Annotated in this window: 17 protein-coding genes and 1 pseudogene; 9 read left to right on the forward strand and 9 right to left on the reverse strand. The window is 34.6% G+C overall.

Translation table 11 applies throughout. From position 1 onward, the window contains the following. Positions 1-71: 71 nt before the first annotated feature. Genes D1606_RS03970 through D1606_RS03990 form a run of 5 tightly spaced genes read right to left on the reverse strand, consistent with a single transcriptional unit; the run spans position 72 to position 4,396 of the window. Positions 72-1,145, reverse strand: coding sequence for an ABC transporter substrate-binding protein (locus D1606_RS03970; protein WP_119414714.1), 1,074 nt, complete (start codon positions 1,143-1,145; stop codon positions 72-74). Next, a complete protein-coding gene (locus D1606_RS03975) occupies positions 1,142-1,936 on the reverse strand; it encodes an ABC transporter permease (RefSeq protein WP_119414715.1) in 795 nt (264 codons plus the stop codon). The genes D1606_RS03970 and D1606_RS03975 overlap by 4 nt, the downstream gene beginning before the upstream one ends. Further along, a complete protein-coding gene (locus tag D1606_RS03980) occupies positions 1,920-2,741 on the reverse strand; it encodes an ABC transporter permease (RefSeq protein WP_119414716.1) in 822 nt (273 codons plus the stop codon). The genes D1606_RS03975 and D1606_RS03980 overlap by 17 nt, the downstream gene beginning before the upstream one ends. Further along, a complete protein-coding gene (locus D1606_RS03985; RefSeq protein ID WP_119414717.1) occupies positions 2,734-3,837 on the reverse strand; it encodes an ABC transporter ATP-binding protein in 1,104 nt (367 codons plus the stop codon). Before D1606_RS03985 ends, D1606_RS03980 begins: the two co-directional genes overlap by 8 nt. A gap of 16 nt (positions 3,838-3,853) precedes the next feature. Continuing rightward, positions 3,854-4,396: a helix-turn-helix domain-containing protein gene (locus D1606_RS03990; RefSeq protein WP_119414718.1), complete on the reverse strand. Its 543-nt coding sequence runs from the start codon at positions 4,394-4,396 to the stop codon at positions 3,854-3,856. A gap of 396 nt (positions 4,397-4,792) precedes the next feature. On the opposite strand from D1606_RS03990, the gene D1606_RS03995 reads away from it, so the two are divergent. Beyond that, on the forward strand, positions 4,793-6,445 hold the full coding sequence (locus D1606_RS03995) for a methyl-accepting chemotaxis protein (protein ID WP_119414719.1): 1,653 nt from the start codon (positions 4,793-4,795) through the stop codon (positions 6,443-6,445). Positions 6,446-6,637: 192 nt separating this feature from the next. On the opposite strand, the gene D1606_RS04000 is transcribed toward D1606_RS03995, so the two are convergent. Beyond that, entirely contained in the window at positions 6,638-7,309 is a 672-nt protein-coding gene (locus D1606_RS04000; RefSeq protein ID WP_119414720.1) for a LytTR family DNA-binding domain-containing protein, read from the reverse strand. Positions 7,310-7,507: 198 nt separating this feature from the next. On the opposite strand from D1606_RS04000, the gene aceA reads away from it, so the two are divergent. The 6 genes and pseudogenes from aceA (at position 7,508) to D1606_RS04025 (ending at position 12,906) form a co-directional block, all read left to right on the forward strand. Then, positions 7,508-8,791 (forward strand): isocitrate lyase, encoded by a 1,284-nt coding sequence (aceA, locus tag D1606_RS04005; RefSeq protein WP_119414721.1) that lies wholly within the window; start codon positions 7,508-7,510, stop codon positions 8,789-8,791. A 171-nt stretch (positions 8,792-8,962) separates the two neighbouring features. Continuing rightward, positions 8,963-10,561, forward strand: coding sequence for a malate synthase A (aceB, locus tag D1606_RS04010; RefSeq protein WP_369973747.1), 1,599 nt, complete (start codon positions 8,963-8,965; stop codon positions 10,559-10,561). Between the two features lie 52 nt (positions 10,562-10,613). Further along, positions 10,614-10,736 carry a YhfH family protein gene (locus D1606_RS18930; RefSeq protein ID WP_199670654.1) on the forward strand — a complete coding sequence of 41 codons (123 nt, stop codon included), beginning with the start codon at positions 10,614-10,616 and terminating at the stop codon, positions 10,734-10,736. A 271-nt stretch (positions 10,737-11,007) separates the two neighbouring features. Continuing rightward, the gene (locus D1606_RS04015) at positions 11,008-11,556 is read left to right on the forward strand and encodes a peroxiredoxin (protein ID WP_119414723.1); all 549 of its coding nucleotides are present in this window, start codon (positions 11,008-11,010) and stop codon (positions 11,554-11,556) included. Between the two features lie 101 nt (positions 11,557-11,657). Continuing rightward, positions 11,658-12,109 (forward strand): annotated as a pseudogene (locus tag D1606_RS04020) (TlpA family protein disulfide reductase). A gap of 137 nt (positions 12,110-12,246) precedes the next feature. Further along, positions 12,247-12,906, forward strand: coding sequence for a potassium channel family protein (locus D1606_RS04025; protein ID WP_119414724.1), 660 nt, complete (start codon positions 12,247-12,249; stop codon positions 12,904-12,906). A gap of 194 nt (positions 12,907-13,100) precedes the next feature. On the opposite strand, the gene rnjA is transcribed toward D1606_RS04025, so the two are convergent. Together rnjA and D1606_RS04035 are read right to left on the reverse strand one after the other, a co-directional pair. Beyond that, positions 13,101-14,768 (reverse strand): ribonuclease J1, encoded by a 1,668-nt coding sequence (gene rnjA, locus D1606_RS04030; RefSeq protein WP_119414725.1) that lies wholly within the window; start codon positions 14,766-14,768, stop codon positions 13,101-13,103. A 4-nt stretch (positions 14,769-14,772) separates the two neighbouring features. Then, on the reverse strand, positions 14,773-14,982 hold the full coding sequence (locus tag D1606_RS04035) for a DNA-dependent RNA polymerase subunit epsilon (protein ID WP_119414726.1): 210 nt from the start codon (positions 14,980-14,982) through the stop codon (positions 14,773-14,775). A 279-nt stretch (positions 14,983-15,261) separates the two neighbouring features. Here D1606_RS04035 and D1606_RS04040 point away from each other — a divergent pair, with 279 nt between their 5' ends. Further along, positions 15,262-16,035: a Cof-type HAD-IIB family hydrolase gene (locus D1606_RS04040; RefSeq protein WP_119414727.1), complete on the forward strand. Its 774-nt coding sequence runs from the start codon at positions 15,262-15,264 to the stop codon at positions 16,033-16,035. 70 nt (positions 16,036-16,105) lie between these two features. Here the strand turns inward: D1606_RS04040 and def are convergent, their stop codons facing one another. Further along, positions 16,106-16,660, reverse strand: coding sequence for a peptide deformylase (def, locus tag D1606_RS04045; RefSeq protein WP_119414728.1), 555 nt, complete (start codon positions 16,658-16,660; stop codon positions 16,106-16,108). Between the two features lie 349 nt (positions 16,661-17,009). Between def and pdhA the strand changes: the two genes are divergently transcribed. Continuing rightward, the gene (gene pdhA, locus D1606_RS04050) at positions 17,010-18,125 is read left to right on the forward strand and encodes a pyruvate dehydrogenase (acetyl-transferring) E1 component subunit alpha (protein ID WP_119414729.1); all 1,116 of its coding nucleotides are present in this window, start codon (positions 17,010-17,012) and stop codon (positions 18,123-18,125) included.

Raw genomic sequence — 18,125 nt, forward strand, 5'->3', positions numbered from 1 at the left:
TGCAGAAAAGGGAAATTGCGTCATGCAATTTCCCTTTCTCATAGACTTATATAACTTATATTTTTTAAATCTTACCGAATGGACATTTTGAATTTCAAAAATTGTTCATTGTACTCACCGATTTTTTGTTTTCCTAAGTTTTTATATACATGAAGCTTGTTACGAACTTCTTTAGGAGGGTAGTAGCGTTCATCATTGACAACTTCGGGATCGAGTAACTTTAATGCCGCTCTGTTCGGAGTAGAGTAACCGACGTAGTCTGCATTTTGTGCAGCAACTTTAGGATCTAACATGAAGTTGATAAATTTATGTGCTCCGTCAATGTTTTTTGACGTTTTTGGAATAACCATATTATCAAACCATAAATTAGATCCTTCTTTAGGAACACTGTAGGTCAAGTCTTCATTTTCGTACATCATATCTGCAGCTTGCCCAGACCATGTTAAGGCTACTTCAGCATCACCGTTAATCATTAACTGAGTAACTTCATCTCCAATAACTGCTTTTACATTAGGTGCCATTTTAATCAGTTTATTAGTAGCAGCCTGTAATTCATGGCTATCGGTTGAGTTAAGAGATTTACCCATACTATTTAAACCAACACCCATAACTTCCCGAGCACTATCGACCAAAATAACTTTACCTTTTAAAGAAGGATCCCAAAGTTCGTCCCAACTTTCAAAGTTATGGTTCTTAATCATTTTTGTATTATAAACAATTCCTACTGTTCCCCAGAAATAAGGAATAGAATACTGATTATCTTTATCAAAATCTAGGTTTAAGAAATCGGGTTCTATATTCTTTAAATTTGGAACTTTACTATGATCGATTTTTTTTAATAAATGACGTTCTTTCATTTGTTCAATCGTATACTCAGATGGAACAGCGATATCATAGTTCGTTCCACCTTGTTCGATTTTTGTCATCATTGCTTCATTTGAATCAAAGGTTTCATATACAACATGAATACCTGTTTCTTTTTCAAATTTCTTAAGTAATGCTGGATCGATATATTCTCCCCAGTTATAGACCGTTAAAATATTTTTTCCGGATTTACCTGAAGTAGTATCCATTGCATGCGCAATATACATAAGAACACCACTAACAAGTAGAATACCGATGGTAGCTCGTACTAATGCTTTCATTTTTGAGCCCCCGTTCTAGATTGGTGATTTGAGATAAAGTAATAACCTAATACAAGGATCAATGTTACAAAGAATACGATTCCTGATATAGCGTTAACGGTTAAAGATACTCCAGCACGAGCCATTGAATAGATTTCAACAGAAAGAGTGCTAAAACCATTTCCCGTAACAAAGAATGTAACAGCAAAGTCATCTAAAGAATAAGTTAAGGCCATAAAGAATCCTGCAAAAATACCAGGTTTGATATATGGCAAGATGACACGAGTTAAAACATCACGACGGCTTGCCCCTAAATCCAATGCGGCATCAATCAATGATGAATTCATTTCTTGCAATTTTGGTAATACCATTAAGACCACAATCGGAATACTAAACGCTGCATGGGAAAGTAAAACGGAAGTAAACCCTAATTTAACGCCAACCATCGTAAATAATATTAAAAATGATGCACCGATAATAACATCTGGGCTAACAATAAGAATATTATTTAATGATAAAACCATATTTCGTAGTTTGCGATTGCGAATAGCGATGATACCGATTGAACCAAGTGTACCTATAATTGTTGATATCAAGGCCGAAAGTAAGGCTACGACAACCGTATTGATCAATATTACTATCAATCTTGAATCATTGAACACATCTTTATAGTGACTTAATGTGAATGATTTAAAGTTCGTCATTGAATCTCCACTATTGAAAGAATAAAACACTAGGAAAAGAATAGGTGCGTAAAGAACAACAAAGACGAATGCTAAGTAGAGTTTAGATTTTTTACTTAGTTTTTCCATTACGTACCGCTCCTTTCCGTTTTTCACCAGTAAAGAGCATGATGATCAACATGAAGATAATTAAAAATACAGCAATTGTGGAACCCATTCCCCAGTTTTGAGTCACTAAAAATTGTTCCTCAATAGCAGTACCAAGCGTAATCACTCTGTTCCCTGCTATTAAGCGTGTAATCATAAATAGAGATAGGGAAGGGATAAATACGGCTTGAATCCCTGATTTAATACCATTCATCGTCAACGGTATCACAACTCTACGTAAAGTAGTAAATTTAGAAGCACCCAAATCACGTGAAGCATCGATTAATGCAGGATTTAACTTATCGAGTGCATTGAAAATAGGTAGTATCATAAATGGTATAAAGATATAAACAGCTACAAATACAAATGCAATATCTGTAAATAGAATTTGTTGCTTTGGTAAGCCAATAGCTTGTACAAAAGCGTTAATAGGTCCTTTATTACCAAAAATGCCTATGAATGCATATGTTTTTAAAAGTAGATTAATCCATGAAGGAATAATGATTAAAATAAGCCAAAGCTGTTTATGCTTCAATTTTGTGATGAAATATGCTGCTGGATAAGATACCAACAATGAAAATAAAGTAATTAAAAACGCATACCAGAAAGAACTCAATGTCATTTTCAAATAAACACTAGTAAAGAAATTTTTATAGTTTTCTATCGTAAAATGACCATGTAAATCTAATAGGGAATAATATGCGACTAAAAGAATTGGTGCAATTACAAATAATAGAATCCAAATATAATAGGGGATTAGTGAAAGTAAATTCCCTTTCTTACGCATTTTCATCTTCTCCATAGGATTCTAATCGTTTATCGAAATCTTCTTCAGATTCATTTAAACGCATTACATGAATAGCTTCTGGGTCAAAGTCTAAGCCGATTTTTGCACCAACATCTGCTTTTTTCAATGAGTGTACAAGCCATTCGTTGCCATCTTGGTCATAAGTTGAAAGTTCATAATGTACGCCACGGAAAAGCTGAGTATCTACTTTAACAACTAGTTTTCCATGCTCAACATCAGTTATTTCTAAATCTTCTGGGCGGATGACGATATCTACCTTTTCATTTGGATTCAGCCCTTGGTCAACACACTCAAAAGTTTTACCCGTAAACGTAACTTCGAAGTCTTTTACCATAATCCCTGGAACAATATTGGATTCACCAATGAAATCAGCTACAAAGCGGTTAATTGGTTCATCATAAATATCAACAGGGGAGCCACTTTGTTGGATAAGTCCTTCATTTAATACGAAAATCTCATCTGACATTGCAAGTGCTTCTTCTTGGTCATGTGTTACAAAAACAAAAGTTTTTCCTAAACGTTGTTGTAATTCACGAAGTTCGTATTGCATTTCTGTACGTAGTTTTAAATCAAGTGCGGAAAGAGGTTCATCTAGTAGAATGATTTCTGGATCATTTACTATCGCTCTTGCAATCGCAACACGTTGACGTTGACCACCTGACATTTCCGATATTTCTCTTTGACTATAACCAGCTAAGTTAACAAACTTTAAAGCTTCTTCCACTCTTTTAATAATTTCTGCTTCGCTTACTTTTTTAATACGTAAACCAAATGCAACATTTTCGAAGACATTTAAATGAGGAAACAGTGCATAGTCTTGGAATACAGTGTTAACTTGTCGTTCATTTGCAGGAACATTATTAATTTTTTTACCATTAAAATAAATAGTCCCGTTTGTTGGTTCCATAAAGCCAGCGATAAGACGTAAAATAGTTGTTTTACCACAGCCTGATGGACCTAGTAGGGTATAAAACTTACCACGTTCCATTTCAAAGCTAATATCTTTTAATACAATCGTGCCATCGCTATATGATTTTGAAACATTATCAAAGCGAATAATAGTGTTTTCTGTCATTTACTGTCCTCCAATGCTACAAATATGATTCAGTTGCAACTAATAAAATTTCTGTCTTACCTGCAAAATCATTGAATAATTGATGATTGTCAGAAGCATCAAAGTAGATTGTCTGTCCTTTTGATGCGACAAATGTTTGTTTACCTAAAATAAGTCTTACTCGTCCTTCTAAGACGTATATAAAAGTTTCGGATAAAGAAGGCTCGAATTGCTTGAATTCCCCGTGTTCTTCAAAAGTGATTATGACGGGTTCAATTTCTTTTTCATTGGAAGTTGGAATAAGCCATTCAATACAATATTTTTTTTCCTCGTCCGTGTAAATAGTGTGATCTTCTTCTGTATATACAACTTTTTGTTCCTCTACTTCATCATCAAAAAATTCCTTGGGGGTAGAACCAAGAACTTCTAATAATGCGAAGAGTGTTTCAATAGAAGGAGAGTTTAAATCTCTTTCTAGTTGAGAGATGTATCCTTTGCTCAAATCTGTTCTTTCGCCTAATTCTTCTTGGGTTAGCCCTTTTTTTAGGCGAAGTCGTTTAATTTTTTTGCCAATTTGCATCTAAACGAACTCCTCAATTATTTACTATCTGTAAACTAGGAGCTAGGTAAGTTTACTTTCGCCTAACTTTGAATAACAAAAGTTTAGTTTTACAAAACTTCAAGTTTACTAAAACGTTATTTATTATACAAAATTAAGCATATTTTTCAACCTTTTTTGTAAAAATAAATATATTTTATTTATTAAGAGAAGAAGAAATTTTATATTTCAAAAGTGATAATAATAAATAAGATGTTTTGTAGTAATTTATATAGTTACATAGGATTATATTTATTATTAAATTTTTGAGTATAATTACCTTTTCGTTTTACTAAATAAGTGAATATAGTATAATGTTACAGTGTCGAATATAGTCAAAAGGAGTCGTAATATGAAAAAAACAATAGCTAAAAAGATGTGGGTTGGTTTTTCATCCATTTTAATCTTATTAATAGTAATTTCTACTCTATCTATTCAACCTTTGATCTCACAGGCAGATATGAAGCTGTTTTAGATAATGATGTTGAGCGCATTAACTATGTAGAAGATATTGTTGTCATTCAAAAAGATATGGCAACTGCAATCTTGGAATATGTAATGTTTGGTAAAGACGAGGCTGTAGCCAATTTTCAGGCTCAAATTGAGAAAGGGTCAGCTTCCGCAAAAGCATTGATTAAGAGTTCCAAGGATAAGGAATCCAAAAAACTATTAGCAGATCTTAGAACGCAAAGTCAATTATTATTTGAATCTAACAACAAAGTTATCGAACTAAAGAAAGCGGGAAAAGATTACAGTCAATATTCAGCTCAATCGTATAAATTAAATGGGGAAGTTTTAAAAATCTTAGCAGATTTAAAAAAAGTCCAAGAAAATCATATGGCAGATACGAGAACTGAGTTACAAAAATATCAAAATACAGCTAATATAATTGTCATTGTATTAACCATCATCAGTTTATTAGTTGGTATTGTTATTTCATATTTAATAAGTAAAAGTATTTCAAAACCTGTACATAAAATCACAAATGGATTGGAAGAAATCGCAAACGGTAATTTAGCTGTTGAACCGATTAAAGTAAACAATAAAGATGAAATAGGTGTAATGGCCTCTACTTTTAATCGCATGTCGAAGGATTTAAGAGGTATTGTTTCGAATGTACGTGATACTTCTTTGCAAGTTGCTGCGAATGCAGAAGAATTATCTGCAAGCTCACAAGAAAGTTTAGCATCTACACAAATGGTTGCAAAATCAGCAGAGGAACAAATGGCAGCTAGTGAACAACAGGTTAAACATATAACTAGTTCTGTAAATTCTATGTTAGAAATGCAACAAAGCGTCGATCAAATTGCTAGTCATAATACAGAAATGCTTCAAGCAACAAATGGTGTAAATCGTTTAGTCGATCAAGGTTCTTCAGTTGTTTCAGATGTAGCTACTCAAATGGATACCATCCATAGTACATTCCAAGAAACAACAGAAATTATGCAAATGATGGCTAAGCATTCTGATGACATTCAATCTATTACAAATTTAATAACAGATATCTCAGAACAAACTAATTTACTTGCGCTAAATGCAGCAATAGAAGCAGCTAGAGCTGGAGAATATGGTAAAGGTTTTGCTGTAGTAGCTGAAGAAGTAAGAAATCTCGCTGAACAATCTAAAAATTCAGCATCTGAAATTGAATCAATGGTTCAATTAATCCAAAATGCTTCTGCCAATGCAGTAAAAGCGATTACTACTGGTGGAGAAAAAGTAAAAGAGGGACTTAATAAAACTCACGAATCACTAAGTGTTTTCAATGAAATTGAGACAGGCGTTCAAGGCGTTGTTGAAAAAGTTGAATTTGTTTCTGTTGCAATCAAAAAAATCCAAGATGAAACAGAACGAGTAACTAATGGAGCAAAACAAGTTCAAGAATTGGCATCTTCAGTTGCTGATGGTGCAAATGACACAAGTGCTGCTACTGAAGAACAACTTGCTTCAAATGAAGAAATTAGCAAAAATGCACAAGAGTTAGCTAACCTATCCGAAGAACTTCAAAATAAAGTGGTACGATTTAAACTATAATATTAGTAAAATAGCATCTTAAAAAAGAGGGGCTTTCCTATAAAAATCTTATAGGAAAGTCCTTCTTTTTGTAAAAAATATAAGCTATAAAGTACTGCTCTAGCGATTATCCAATCATTACTTTCACGTTTCGTTACTATGGATGTGTCTTAAAGGGCTTTTCAGAAATAGCTTTTTGTTTAAATAAAAAGATTAAAATTCTAATACTCGTTTCACATCAATTAAATATGAATTACTTACAGGAAGCTCTGTACCATTTTTCATGCTAATGATTAAGTTCGATGAAAAATCACGTGTTATTCGATCAATAGAGTGGATGTTAATAATATAGGAACGATGGATTCTTAAAAAGAAGTCTGGTAATCTTCTCGATAGTTCTTTTAAGGTAAAATTGATTTTGTATTGTTCATCATCAACATAAAACCAAGTTTTTTTATTTAGACTTTCAAAGTGAGATATTTGTTCAATGGAGATTGGTACCCATTGATCTTGCTGTTTTCCTGTCACGAATCGTAAAGGTTTACCTTTAGCCTCTGGGTGTTCAGGGGAAAGAATAATGATTAAAGCAGCAGGTTTCCCTAAGAAATTTATAGGATAACCAATACCGTAGTATGCAGTACCAAGAAGTTCCTCATCTATAATAGCTTCTACTTTCCTTCGCTTATTAATCACTTGATCTGCAATACTTCCTCTTTTAATCTTTTTCCCGTTATCTAATAGAATGTCATGTGTACCAGCAGCGTAATAAACATAGGTCTCCTCAACTGCAATTGCAATTGAAGCATCTTCTGGAAGCCAATCTTTTAATAAAGAACAGTACTGATTTGCTGCTATCTTAATAGAAATTTCTGTTTCCTGTACCATTTTATCTTCCTCCTCATTCATCTTTGAAATACAATCATTTATCTCAAAAAAAGGGGATTTCATCCAAAAATAATAACAAAATACACCTTCTGTTGTATATTAGTTTATAACAACGATAGCTGTTATGCAACAAAATATAGGGGTGTATTTTATATAAAGAGCTAGCGTTAAAAAGACAAAGTGGAAGGTGTGGATTATATGTTAACAAGACAACAACAAATTGAGCAACTTGAAAAAAGCTGGAAAAATGAGGAGCGCTGGAATGGTATTGAGCGTCCATATACGGCTGAGGAAGTAGTAAAACTAAGAGGATCAGTACAAATTCAACATACCTTAGCAGAAAAAGGTGCAAACCGTTTATGGAAATCTTTGCAAGAAGAAGATTTTATCAATGCACTTGGAGCCCTTACGGGAAATCAAGCAGTTCAACAAGTTAAAGCAGGTTTAAAAGCAATTTACTTAAGTGGTTGGCAAGTTGCAGCTGATGCAAACCTTTCTGGTCAAATGTATCCAGACCAATCTTTATATCCTGCAAACTCTGTTCCACAAGTAGTAAAACGTATCAATCAAGCACTACAACGTGCAGATCAAATTGATTATGCAGAAGGTCGTAAAGACGAGTTTGACTGGTTTGCTCCAATCGTAGCAGATGCAGAAGCAGGATTTGGTGGCCCGTTAAATGTCTTTGAATTAATCAAAGGAATGATCGAAGCTGGTGCAGCAGGAGTTCACCTTGAGGACCAATTAGCATCTGAGAAAAAATGTGGTCACTTAGGTGGAAAAGTGTTATTACCAACACAAAATGCAATCCGTAACCTAATTGCTGCTCGTTTAGCAGCAGATGTATCAGGTGTTCCTACTATTTTAATCGCTCGTACTGATGCGGATGCAGCAGACATGGTTACAAGTGATATTGACCCTCGTGATGCAGAATTTATCACAGGCGAAAGAACACCAGAAGGATTCTTCCGTACAAAACCTGGTATCGATCAAGCAATTGCTCGTGGTTTAGCTTATGCACCATATGCAGATCTTGTTTGGTGTGAAACATCTAAACCCGATTTAAAAGAAGCAAAACAATTTGCTGATGCGATTCATGAGAAATTCCCAGGCAAGCTATTAGCTTATAACTGTTCTCCATCGTTCAACTGGAAAGCAAATCTTGATGATGAAACGATTGCACAATACCAAATTGAACTAGGAAAAATGGGATACAAATTCCAATTTGTAACACTAGCAGGTTTCCATGCATTAAATCATAGTATGTTCAAATTAGCTCATGACTATAAAGATAATGGAATGGCTGCATACTCTAAATTACAACAAGAAGAATTTGCAAGTGAAGAAAAGGGTTATACAGCAACTAAACACCAACGTGAAGTAGGTACTGGATACTTTGATGAAGTATCACAAGTGATTTCAGGTGGTACGTCTTCAACTACAGCTATGAAAGGTTCAACTGAAACTGCACAGTTTGCTTAATTGAACCAATTAGTCAAATATGACAACACGACTGTTTGTTGTACCTTCTATTTATAAAACCTATATTTAAATTGCTTACAATAATTTGAGATATAGATATTCATAGAGTGCTTCAAACAGTCTATCATTGTTTTTCTAAGTAGCTAATTTGAAAGGATGATTCATTTGGGGATTCAACAAACTACCAAGCCTACTATTGAGATAAAAGGTTCACAAAATGCATCAACAGAAAAAATCTTGACACCGGATGCTTTGCAATTTATTGCAACATTACAGTTGCGATTTAATGAAAGAAGAAAAGTATTATTAGAACAAAGGGAAGAACGCCAAAAGCAATTAGATGAAGGCACTGCTTTAAACTTTTTAGATGAAACGAAGGAAATCCGGGAAAGTGATTGGACAATTGCCACCTTACCTGAAGATTTGCAAGACCGCCGAGTTGAAATTACTGGTCCAGTTACACGAAAGATGGTTATTAATGCTTTAAATTCAGGAGCTAAAATGTTTATGGCATGTTTCGAAGACGCTACTTCTCCAACATGGGAAAATATGATTGAAGGTCAAATTAATATGTACGATGCAGTACGTAAAACAATTTCCTTTAGTCAATCATCAAATGGTAAAGAATATCGTTTGAATGATAAAACTGCAACGTTGTTAGTTCGTCCAAGAGGGTTGCACTTATTGGAAAGAAATGTAGAAATCAATGGTGAGCAAATGTCAGGAAGCCTTTTTGATTTTGGTTTATATTTCTATCACAATGCAAAAGAATTAATCGAACGTGGATCTGGTCCATATTTTTATTTACCAAAATTAGAAAGTCATTTAGAAGCGAGATTATGGAATGATGTGTTTGTCTTTGCGCAAGACTATCTTGATATTCCGCAAGGTACGATTAAAGCAACAGTCCTAATTGAAACGATAACGGCGGCATTTGAAATGGATGAAATACTATATGAGCTAAAAGATCACTCTGCTGGCTTAAATTGTGGGCGATGGGATTATATATTTAGTTATATTAAGCGACTACGTAATCATTCGGATGTTATTTTACCTGATAGAGGCCAAGTAACGATGACATCGCCATTTATGAGAGCGTATACACAATTATGTATCCAAACTTGCCATAAACGTAATGCACCTGCTATGGGTGGTATGGCTGCACAAATTCCTATCAAGGATGATGCTGTAGCAAATGAGATTGCGTTTGAAAAGGTTCGTGAAGATAAAAGACGTGAAGTGACAGATGGACATGATGGAACATGGGTTGCGCATCCTGGCTTAGTACCTGTTGCAATGGAACAATTTGATGAGCATATGAAAACGCCAAATCAGATTCATCGTAAGCGTGAGGATGTACATGTAACTGCTGAAGATTTATTGGAAGTTCCACAAGGTACGATTACTGAAGATGGATTACGAATCAATTGCAGTGTTGGTGTGCAATATATTGCTTCTTGGTTGAGAGGTAACGGTGCTGCACCTATCAATAATATGATGGAAGATGCAGCTACAGCTGAAATTTCTCGTACACAAGTATGGCAATGGATTAGACATCCTGAGGGTAAATTAGAAAATGGCCAAAAAATTGATGTCGTGTTATTTAAAAAAATACTAAAAGAAGAGCTTCAAAAAATTGAAGACCAAGTTGGATATGAAAATTATGTAACTGGGCGTTTTGAAGAAGCAGCTGAAATTTTTTCTGAGTTAACAATACAAGATGAATTTGAAGAATTTTTAACAATCCCAAGCTACCAACATATTTCTTAAAATTCTAAACAGCTTGGTAGCCAAACATTAACTATAATTAGGAGGAGATAGTATGCAAAACGAACAAAACGAAAGATTTCCAAAACTTTGTACTGAATGCGGATGTGAAATTGTGGAGCAAGTCGAATCTACATTATATGAATGTGAACGCTGCCTAGGAAGCAAAGAAGAATAGATTTTCACAAAATATCATGTTGATAAAACACAATGGATGGCCTATTTTCTTGGAGGCGATCTATTGTGTTTTTATAATTAAACTATTAATTGTTGATAGAAATAAATGCGGACGATAAGAAAGAAAAAATTAGAAATTTCGCCACATTTTATCGGAATTACGAGAAATTATAGGTTGTAATCTTTGCGTTTAATAGAAGTATTTGTTACATTATCAAATAGATGGTAGACCAAAAAGTTACAGAAATTAAAGATTAATGGAGGGATTTAAGATGGCAGAACGTATGGTAGCAAAACAAGCACCACGCTTTGAAATGCATGCAGTAATGCCAAACAAAGAATTTGGCAAAGTAAGTCTGGAAGAAAATATGAAAAACGACAAATGGACAGTACTTTTCTTCTATCCAATGGATTTTACATTTGTTTGCCCAACTGAAATTACTGCAATGTCTGACCGTTTCGACGAATTTGAAGATCTTGATGCAGAAATTATCGGTGTATCAACGGACACAATCCACACTCACTTAGCGTGGATTAACAAAGACCGTACTGATAATGGGATTGGTCAATTGAATTATCCTTTAGCAGCTGACCATAACCAACAAGTAGCAAAAGAATATGGCGTTCTAATTGAAGAAGAAGGCGTAGCGCTACGTGGTCTATTCATCATCAATCCAGAAGGCGAATTACAATACCAAGTAGTACATCACAACAATATTGGTCGTGACGTAGACGAAGTTTTACGTGTACTTCAAGCATTACAAACTGGTGGCCTTTGCCCAGCAAACTGGCACCCAGGTGATGCATTACTAGAAGGTTAATCCTGATAGTTCTTAATTCTAGGGCCTAACATGAGTTAGGTCCTTTTTTAAAAAAGTATATTGAAAAAACATACTTAATGAAAATTATGAGGTGAAATAGTATGAAATTACGTTCTGAAATGCCTGAATTAGTAGGTGAAGTAGCTTGGTTAAATGGTCAAGTTTCAAAAGCTGATTTAGTTGGTGAAAAACCAACATTAATCCACTTCTGGTCAATAAGTTGTCATTTATGTAAAGAAGCTATGCCAGAAGTAAATAACTTCCGCGATAAATATAAAGATGAGTTAAATGTAGTGGCAGTTCATATACCACGTTCTGAAAAAGACTTGGATCTGGATGAAATTAAAGTTATTGCTGAAAACCATGGTATTACTCAACCAATCTTTGTGATAGTGAGTTGAAACTTACAGATGTATTTGAAAATCAATATGTACCTGCATATTATGTTTTTGATAAAGACGGCAAACTTCGTCATTTCCAAGCAGGTGGTAGCGGCATGAAAATGCTTGAAAAACGTGTTAATCGGGTGCTTGATGAAGTAAGAAATGCATAATTTAAATCAATTTAAATAAAAGGTTGCCTTTGTATAGGGTAGCCTTTTTTTAATCTTGAAAGCGAAACTTGAAATTGTTTGGTAAAATAGATTGAGATACAGCTTGGAGATGTGCTACAGAAATCGGAGGTATAAGCATGAAAAAGGAATTTGTTGTCATCGGTTTAGGGAGATTTGGAGGTAGTATAGTCAATGAACTTGTCCATCAAGGTGCAGAAGTCATGGCTATCGATAAACACCCTGAACGAGTCGATGAATTTGCAGCAATAGCTACACAAGCCGTTGTAGCAGATACAACAGATGAATCTGTTTTAAAATCTTTAGGAATCCGCAATTTTGAACATGTTATTGTAGCAATTGGTGATGATATTCAATCAAGTATTTTAACGACGTTAATGTTAAAAGAAATAGGTGTACAAAAAATAACTGTTAAGGCTCAGAATGATTACCATGAAAAAGTACTTCGGAAAATAGGCGCTGATCACGTAGTGCACCCAGAACGGGATATGGGGATTCGGATTGCTAACAATATGATGTCTAATAATGTACTCGATTATTTAGAATTATCAGATGAGCATTCTATCATGGAGATCAAAGTAAACAATCAACTTGAAGGACATACGATTATAGGACTAGATATTCGTGCACGATATGGTATTAATATTGTTGCTATTAAACGAGAAACCGATATTATTGTATCACCTCAAGCTGATGAAGTTATTCATGAAGGCGATATACTAATTGTTATTGGTGCAGATGCAGATATTAGTCGCTTTGAGAAGAAAATGCTTAACTAAACGAATTAATTTTGGAAGCTAAAAGGGATTATCCAATAAGTGAAAAACTTTTGGATAACCCCTTTTTTTATAATAAATTTATGAAGTATGCCCCAGCGGTGGGCGAATCAAAATTCCACCATCTTTGGTGCAAAGGAGTGTCTCTAAATTTTCAGACACTCTTTTTCATAGCCTATCATGTAAAGAACTTTCTATTATACTTCCATTATTATTGGCAAAATCATTGGACGTCGTTTAGTCTTTTCAAATAAGTATGGTCCTAAAACATCTGTGATTTCACTTTTCAATTCTGACCATTGAGGTGTTTTCTCTTGTAATGTTTGTTGCAAATGTTTGTTTAGCATTTGTTGTGCTTCATTAATCATCATACCAGACTCTCTCATGTAAACAAATCCACGTGAAATAATATCTGGACCAGCGACGATTTTTTGTTGTTCCATATCAACACTTACTACTACAATAACAAGGCCTTCTTCTGAAAGGATACGACGATCTCTCAATACGATATTACCTATATCACCGATGCCATTCCCATCAATATAGACTGAACCTGAAGGGATACGACCTGCAACATGGCCTTCATCTGAACTTAATGCTAGAACTTCACCATTTTCCATGATAAAGATGTTATCTGGATTAACGTCACAATCTTCAGCCAAACCTGCATGCATACGCAACATACGGTATTCACCATGAATTGGCATAAAGAATTTTGGTTTAATAAGACGTAACATTAACTTTTGCTCTTGTTGAGAACCATGACCAGAAGTATGGATATTATTGAGTGAACCATGAATAACTTCGGCTCCAGCACGATATAACAAGTTAATGGTTTTGTTTACACTAATCGTATTTCCTGGAATTGGAGAAGAAGAAAATACGACTGTATCACCAGGTTGAATTTGAATCTGACGATGTGTACCATTTGCGATTCGAGATAAAGCAGCCATTGGTTCACCTTGACTACCAGTACAAAGAATCATAACTTCGTTAGCTGGTAAACGATTTAATGCTTGTGCATCTACAAATGTTTCTTTAGGTGCCGTAATATAGCCTAATTCTCGACCTATTGTAATCGCATTATCCATACTTCTACCGAATACAGCTACTTTACGACCGTGTTTGGCCGCTGCATCTGTAACCTGTTTTAATCTATGAATATTAGATGCAAATGTTGCAAAAATAATTCTAGATTCTACGTTACGAAGTATTTCATCAATACTTTCTCCTACTTTACGTTCAGACATTGTAAACTCTGGACGCTCAGCATTTGTACTATCGGATAATAAGCAAAGAACTCCATCGCGACCAATTTCAGCCATCTTAGTGAGGTTTGCTGGTTCTCCTACAGGAGTGAAATCAAATTTAAAATCACCTGTGTGAACGATATTACCAGGTGGTGTTTTTACAACGATACCGAATGCATCTGGAATACTGTGTGTTGTTCTAAAAAAGCTTACAGATGTTTTACGGAATTTAATAACGTCGTCTTCTTTAATTTCAATCAGTTTTGTTTGACGGAGTAAGCCATGCTCGTCCAATTTGTTGCGTAACAAGCCGAGTGCTAATTTGCCTCCGTAAACAGGAATGTTAATTTGGCGAAGTAAATAAGGTACACCACCAATATGATCCTCATGACCATGAGTAATAAAAAGACCTTTAATTTTATCGACATTACGTACTAGATAAGTATAATCAGGTATGACATAGTCGATACCAAGAAGATCATCTTCGGGGAATTTAATACCCGCATCTATTAAGATAATCTCATCTTGGAATTGAACTGCATAAGTATTTTTACCGATTTCGCCCAGTCCGCCGAGTGCGAAAACTGCAGTTTGGTCATTTTTGACAAACTTCATTAAATTAGAAGTTCTCCAATTTGTAATTTTCACTTGCTTGTTCGTATTCTAAATAATTTCCTTCAAGCAATTGAATATATTCGATGTTGTAACCGCGACCTTGAAGCTTTTCACGGGCTTCACGTACATCCTCTGCTTCAAGGTATAAGCTTTTAGTATTTTCGCGAACTGGTACTTCAAGCACATTTTCTTGGTAATAAACTTTGTAAATCATTTTTTTGCTCTCCTTTAACACGTTCAAAATAATTGCATTTCCTTTATATTATCATGTAGATAAACTAAAATAAAGAAAAGCCCTCCAAATTATGAAGGGCAAAGTGATTTTATGCGATTGTTTTTTTCTCGAGTAAGCCACGAAGCCTTTTCAACAGTTGTTTTTTTAGACGTTTGAACATGGCATATCACTCCTTATGTTTATTATATTAAATTAGGTAATAAATGTAAAGATAATTTCCTTAACAGTGAAAATATGAAAGAGGGTTGGCAAAATTTTATGAAAAATAAAATTTTATTTTTTGATATTGACGGAACTTTATATAATTCAGAAAAAAAGTTACCAAGAGCAACCTACAATGCTATTCAGAAGGCGAAGGAGAATGGACATGAGATAGCGATAGCGACCGGCAGATCACCATTTTTTTTGAAACCAGTATTAGAGGAGCTCGGTTTAGATTCCTTTGTTAGCTTTAATGGACAATATGTTGTATACAAAGGAAAGGTAATTTCAAAAAGACCAATTCCGATGGAGACAATTGATAAACTTGTGGCACAAGCTACAAATGAAAATGTCCCTATTGTCTATTTAGATGATGTGAAAATGACTTCAGCAACAAAAGATGATGAGAGAGTACAAGTTAGTATGGATTCTTTGTATTATCCGATGCCAGAAGTCGACGAAGAATATTATAAGCATTCAGATATTTATCAGATATTGCTATATGTTAATGAAAAAGAAGAAGGGAATTATGCATCTCTGTTTCCTGAGTTGAAATTTATTAGATGGCATAAATTTTCTGTAGATGTTATTAATAAAGACGTGTCAAAAGCATACGGAATAGAACAGTTCTTAAAGAATACGGATTTTGATATTGAGGATGCAATAGCGTTTGGTGATGGATTGAATGATGTAGAAATGCTTCAATCTGTAGGAACTAGTGTTGCAATGGGGAATGGCCATAAAAAAGCAAAAGAGGCAGCAACATTTGTAACCGATCATGTTGATCACGATGGATTAGCGCTAGCTATGAAAAAATTAGGTTTATGTTAATGTATTAAATTTAGTTATAAAAAAAGGCTATACAAAAGTGAAGGATTTTCACTCTTGTATAGCCTCTTTTTTATTCTTCTAATGGACTAGCATTTGGTATTTCAGCGAAAGGATTGTCCTTATTAATGTGATCGTAGAACATGATGCCGTTTAGATGGTCTAGTTCATGTTGAAATGCTATCGCAGGTAGACCTTTTAAACGCATTTTCTTTTCTTCACCATCTGGTGTAAAGAATTTTACTGTAATACGTGCATGACGGGGAACATATCCCGGTACATCCCTGTCAACTGAAAGACAACCTTCTCCAGAGGATACATAAGATCCTTCTACAGAATGGCTGACAATTTTAGGGTTGATGACAACCATGCTAATTTGTTTGCCTTTACTATCAGGTAAATGCAAAGCAAACATTCTTTTAGAGACATTTACTTGTGGAGCTGCAATACCAATGCCTGAACGTAAGCTATGCTTATTTGCTATTTCTGGATCTTGACTGTTAATCAAAAATTGAAGTAAATCTTCACCTAGTTGCTTTTCTTCTATAGATAGAGGGAAAGTCATTTCTTTTGCAACTTCTCTTAAAGTTGGATGACCTTCTCGAATGATATCGTGCATTAAAATCATAGTGCTCTCCCTTTCAATAATAGTTCCTATTTATTATAACCTAAGAACCTTTGCATTCAATGGAAAGTAACTAATATACATAAAAGATTGTTTTAGGAATGAAAGAAAAGGTAATAATTGAACTGTTAAAACTGTGTTAGTAAAGAATGATGAAACAATACTGTTATATATAACAGTGTGCCGATTCTGTATGATACAGTATGTTATCTAAAAGTTTACGCTTATTATTGGATATTATATATACTTACGTTGACCGTTGAGTGACTATTCGGTATACTATTATAAATGGTTGCTGTATTACTGAAATTAGTATAAAGTTATAATACAGAAATGAAGGAGATGTGATAGCATGGTTTCTAAAAAAGTTCAACAATTCGATCCGGTAGTAAATTTACAGGAAATCGAAGAGAAATTTGAAATGTTCCAGATTTTAAATGAAGAAGGGGAAATTGTTAACACGGAGGTAGACCTTCAGTTATCCGATGAACAATTAGTTGAATTGATGAGTCGTATGGTCTTTACACGTATTTTGGATCAACGTTCAATCTCATTGAATCGTCAAGGACGTTTAGGGTTCTATGCACCAACTGCTGGTCAAGAAGCTTCTCAAATTGCTTCACATTATGCACTTGAAAAAGAAGATTATATTTTACCTGGCTATCGTGATGTACCACAAATTGTATGGCACGGACTTCCACTTTGGAAAGCTTTCCTATGGTCACGTGGACATTTCGTAGGCGGTCAAATTCCTGAAGATGTGAATGTGTTATCACCTCAAATTATTATTGGTGCCCAATATGTTCAAACAGCGGGAGTTGCACTAGGTATTCAAAAACGCGGCAAAAAAGAAGTTGCCGTAACATATACAGGTGATGGTGGTTCATCACAAGGTGATTTCTATGAAGGAATCAACTTTGCAGGAGCATTTAAAGCACCGGCAATATTCATCGTCCAAAACAACCAATATGCAATTTCTACTCCACGTGAATTGCAAACAGCTGCTTCTACAATTGCTCAAAAAGGGATAGCAGCAGGTATTCCAAGTATTCAAGTAGATGGTATGGATCCATTGGCAGTTTATGTGGCAACTCGTGATGCTCGCAAACGTGCAATTGCAGGTGAAGGTCCATCATTAATCGAAACAGTTTGTTACCGTTATGGTCCACATACAATGGCAGGAGACGATCCAACTCGTTATCGTACTTCTGAAACAGATTCTAAATGGGAAAAGAAAGATCCTATTGTTCGCTTCCGTAAATTCTTAATGTCTAAAGGATTATGGAGTGAAGAAAAAGAAGCAGAAGTGATTGCAAATGCAAAAGAAGAAATTAAAGCTGCTATCAAAAAAGCAGATGAAACACCAAAACAAAAAGTAACAGATCTTATCCGTAATATGAATGATGGAGATCTTCCATTCAACTTGAAAGAACAATTTCAAATCTACACTGAGAAGGAGTCGAAGTAA

It is taken from the genome of Rummeliibacillus sp. POC4 (assembly GCF_003576525.1).
In the GTDB taxonomy this organism is placed as follows: Bacteria; Bacillota; Bacilli; order Bacillales_A; family Planococcaceae; genus Rummeliibacillus.

What these genes read in the sequence shown, in the direction of transcription:
- D1606_RS03970 (WP_119414714.1), bottom strand. Translation starts at nt 1,145, where the DNA reads ATGAAAGCATTAGTACGAGCTACCATCGGTATTCTACTTGTTAGTGGT.
- D1606_RS03975 (WP_119414715.1), bottom strand. Translation starts at nt 1,936, where the DNA reads ATGGAAAAACTAAGTAAAAAATCTAAACTCTACTTAGCATTCGTCTTT.
- D1606_RS03980 (WP_119414716.1), bottom strand. Translation starts at nt 2,741, where the DNA reads ATGCGTAAGAAAGGGAATTTACTTTCACTAATCCCCTATTATATTTGG.
- D1606_RS03985 (WP_119414717.1), bottom strand. Translation starts at nt 3,837, where the DNA reads ATGACAGAAAACACTATTATTCGCTTTGATAATGTTTCAAAATCATAT.
- D1606_RS03990 (WP_119414718.1), bottom strand. Translation starts at nt 4,396, where the DNA reads ATGCAAATTGGCAAAAAAATTAAACGACTTCGCCTAAAAAAAGGGCTA.
- D1606_RS04000 (WP_119414720.1), bottom strand. Translation starts at nt 7,309, where the DNA reads ATGGTACAGGAAACAGAAATTTCTATTAAGATAGCAGCAAATCAGTAC.
- aceA (WP_119414721.1), top strand. Translation starts at nt 7,508, where the DNA reads ATGTTAACAAGACAACAACAAATTGAGCAACTTGAAAAAAGCTGGAAA.
- D1606_RS18930 (WP_199670654.1), top strand. Translation starts at nt 10,614, where the DNA reads ATGCAAAACGAACAAAACGAAAGATTTCCAAAACTTTGTACTGAATGC.
- D1606_RS04015 (WP_119414723.1), top strand. Translation starts at nt 11,008, where the DNA reads ATGGCAGAACGTATGGTAGCAAAACAAGCACCACGCTTTGAAATGCAT.
- D1606_RS04025 (WP_119414724.1), top strand. Translation starts at nt 12,247, where the DNA reads ATGAAAAAGGAATTTGTTGTCATCGGTTTAGGGAGATTTGGAGGTAGT.
- rnjA (WP_119414725.1), bottom strand. Translation starts at nt 14,768, where the DNA reads ATGAAGTTTGTCAAAAATGACCAAACTGCAGTTTTCGCACTCGGCGGA.
- D1606_RS04035 (WP_119414726.1), bottom strand. Translation starts at nt 14,982, where the DNA reads ATGATTTACAAAGTTTATTACCAAGAAAATGTGCTTGAAGTACCAGTT.
- D1606_RS04040 (WP_119414727.1), top strand. Translation starts at nt 15,262, where the DNA reads ATGAAAAATAAAATTTTATTTTTTGATATTGACGGAACTTTATATAAT.
- def (WP_119414728.1), bottom strand. Translation starts at nt 16,660, where the DNA reads ATGATTTTAATGCACGATATCATTCGAGAAGGTCATCCAACTTTAAGA.
- pdhA (WP_119414729.1), top strand. Translation starts at nt 17,010, where the DNA reads ATGGTTTCTAAAAAAGTTCAACAATTCGATCCGGTAGTAAATTTACAG.